Here is a 2,783-nt window from a genome sequence, read left to right as displayed (position 1 = left end):
GATCAGTCGTGCTTTTCCTTATCCTTATATTTTGTGCATTACCGATCATGCTATATGTAGAGCCTTGTATTTTCCAGAAATCAACATCAGCCGATGATGTGATCGTACCGGTCATCGTGCCACCGGTAAGCCTTAGAAATTCATTGATAGATACAATTCGATTGTCAAGGTAAGCTTTTGTTATTAGGTGTGTACCTAGTGATGGCGTTCCACCCGTAGATGTTGGTAGTGTTGGGAAACTTGCTTCTCCTGTTGCATTATCAATCCGCAGACCTGTTTTTGCTGATGGCAGTTGAATACGATAATTAGCACCATCAAAATAAACATATACATCTTTGCCATTAAATGTTGACACCCCACCAGAATTAGCGTGACGCAGAGCCCCCGTCATTGCATCACCGGTTTTTAMTAGGTAATTACCSGTAATACTKGAGCTAAGCACACCAGTAGTTGCATCAATCGCAAGGCCAGTACCYACCTTKATCCCACCAAGTCTGGTGGCTGATGCAATCACKATTGGCCCAGCAGGGCCTTCTGCTCCTGCGGCTCCAGTAGGGCCCGCAGGTCCTTTTAGGTTGGCTCCTTTTAGCCAGGCCATAACTTATGCCCCTAGTAGATAGAAAATTCCTGATACGCCATCAAGGTAATAATCACCAGCTTTTGCTTCTGGAATTATCCCAGGGGCACCATTACCGTTAAACCAACGGGTTTCCATACCTGCTGGCATTGCCCAGGTGCCATCACTTTTAAGGAAAGCAGCAACAGTTGGATCAGCGGCTGGAACGCCACCATGACTTGTACCGCCAAGCCAACGGGCAACAGTCCAGGTTTCTTGCGTTTGGCCGTCGTAGTTATTGCCAACTAAACCAAAGCCAGGAATTAATGGCTTAAGAACAGCAGGGCCACCACCACCACCTGAGCCACCACCACCAGAATCTGGGTTAGATGGTGGTTGCCAGATTGAGCAGCCAGCGAGCGATAGTTTTAGTTCGCAGCTTATAGCTTCTGCATCCTTTATGAATATCACTGTCACATTATATTCTTTTCTTTCTGCGTAGGTGTGCGTATGGCGGCCGTTACCCCATTCATGGGTTTCGGTTATGCCATCACCCCAGTTAATATCAACTGTTTTTGCTGGTGTTACAGCGCTATTAATGATTAGCTCAATAACATAAGAGTAAACACCATTTAACTTTGCTGGAATATCAAGCCATGAGAGTTCTAATTTGTCAGCCGGAACATTAGCGCGAGTGTAACCAATATTTTCCCAGCGTTTTACTTCATTTGGTGGCACCCAAACATTTTCACCAGGGCAACCAGCAGGCACAAGCAAGCGGATCTGTGTTGGCCTAACGCCAGCAGTTGTTAGTTCTGGCAACCGGGGGCTGGCCCCACTAGGGCTGGCGCTTTGGGTCTCGGCCCTATGGGTCTCAGTCATTGGTGGGCACACTTTGGTCAACCAAAAAATCCGTTACCAATACAGGTAGCGGTTCATCTGCTGTTGCCGAGATGGTGCTTGCCCCACTGGGGTTGSCCCCACTGGGGTTCGCCCCTGTGGGGTTTTCGTTTGTGGGGCTGGGGGTGGAGCTCACACGTTTCTTGCGGGGAGCTGATGTAACCCCTGGGCCAATGGCCCCTGATGTAACCCTTGGCGTACCCCCTGGTGYAGCCATTGGTGTAGCCMYTGGTTCTGTTGTCCAGCCAAGTTCGAGCCAGCCAGCGAGATGCACAGGCCAGATGAATCTGTGCTGCGCACCTTGATAAATACGTACCTGACCCAMAGGGCCRAGACCCAAGGGGCCGAGTGCAGGACTTTCAGCTGTCATCAAGCTGCAATCGTTGCGGTTAATCCAACGTGCATTCCCTCTGGTGTTGTTGGTAGCACCTCAGCTTTTGCAAAACAAACAGCAGGGAAGTCCAGATCAGCTAGATCAGCTGCATCAAGGTTGATGTCACGACCACTTAAATATGCTTCTACACGGCCGCCTTCTGCTGGTAATGCAACAGTTGCAGCATTTACCCAGGTGCCAATAGTGCCATCACGCAGYAAGGGCGCAAAAGATACCTTTACTTCTACAGCTGTTTCACTACCWGGRTTATTTGCAACAAGAGCAAAACGAGAYGCTGCATCAAGTTTTGTTTGCAGCATTACCTCTTCTCCTGATAGGTAAGTGCGTTCGCTATTGCGGATAGCACTGCGGTTTGTCCAGCCCACCAAGGTGGTTTCAGCATCGATTAACGGGTTGCCATTGCCATAGTTCATGGTGTGTCTCCTTATGCCCCAGCAGGGCTGATGTTGAATAAACGACCAGCAGCTCGGCTTTGCAAAACAGCAAAGCCCACATACCAATCCACGCGGGTGCGAAATACCGGTGCATCAGGCACTTCACCTAGATCCCTTACTGAAATGCCATAACGTCCCTGGAATGGACCCTGCAAACCACTTACGCCTTGATCACCAAAAGTGCAGCAATAAATAGAGCTGGTGCCACCTGCTTCGTCATAACCCATTACTTCGATGCCTTGGGCATCGCGATCAACCGTAACGATGTCGCAATCTTGGTAGCGATGCACCGTCATTCCAAATGAATTTGTGCTCGTYTGATATACACCACCAATTGAATTACGAGCTAAGCCATTTAGTTGGCGTCGCATCGCCTTACTCATTACCAGCACCTTGCCAGCGCCATAGGCATTAACAGAATCGATCAGTTCATCAAGCCGATCAAAATTCAAGCCAGCACCACCAACAGCAGCATTAGCGCTGTTATCAAATGCCATTG

The 2,783-nt window shown here is 49.1% G+C and carries 4 protein-coding genes and 1 pseudogene; all 5 read right to left on the bottom strand.

Annotated features, from left to right (window positions below; genetic code table 11):
* Positions 1–391 (bottom strand): hypothetical protein (locus C7K08_RS15305; RefSeq protein ID WP_133165294.1); only part of this gene is annotated, 391 nt, incomplete at its 3' end.
* A gap of 210 nt (positions 392–601) precedes the next feature.
* On the bottom strand, positions 602–1,438 hold the full coding sequence (locus tag C7K08_RS13335) for a hypothetical protein (protein WP_106501037.1): 837 nt from the start codon (positions 1,436–1,438) through the stop codon (positions 602–604).
* On the bottom strand, positions 1,431–1,673 hold the full coding sequence (locus tag C7K08_RS15300; protein ID WP_133165293.1) for a hypothetical protein: 243 nt from the start codon (positions 1,671–1,673) through the stop codon (positions 1,431–1,433). Before C7K08_RS15300 ends, C7K08_RS13335 begins: the two co-directional genes overlap by 8 nt.
* A gap of 152 nt (positions 1,674–1,825) precedes the next feature.
* On the bottom strand, positions 1,826–2,263 hold the full coding sequence (locus C7K08_RS13325) for a hypothetical protein (protein WP_106501035.1): 438 nt from the start codon (positions 2,261–2,263) through the stop codon (positions 1,826–1,828).
* An 11-nt stretch (positions 2,264–2,274) separates the two neighbouring features.
* Positions 2,275–2,783, bottom strand: a pseudogene (locus C7K08_RS13320) (major capsid protein); the annotation flags it as partial.

This window comes from Synechococcus lacustris str. Tous, assembly GCF_003011125.1.
In the GTDB taxonomy this organism is placed as follows: domain Bacteria; phylum Cyanobacteriota; class Cyanobacteriia; order PCC-6307; family Cyanobiaceae; genus Synechococcus_D; species Synechococcus_D lacustris.
Note: the sequence above shows the minus strand (reverse complement) of the source record. Positions and strands in the feature narration are given on the sequence as shown.

Coding starts and splice junctions, on each gene's coding strand:
- C7K08_RS13335 (WP_106501037.1), bottom strand. CDS start 1,438: ATGACTGAGACCCATAGGGCCGAGACCCAAAGCGCCAGCCCTAGTGGG.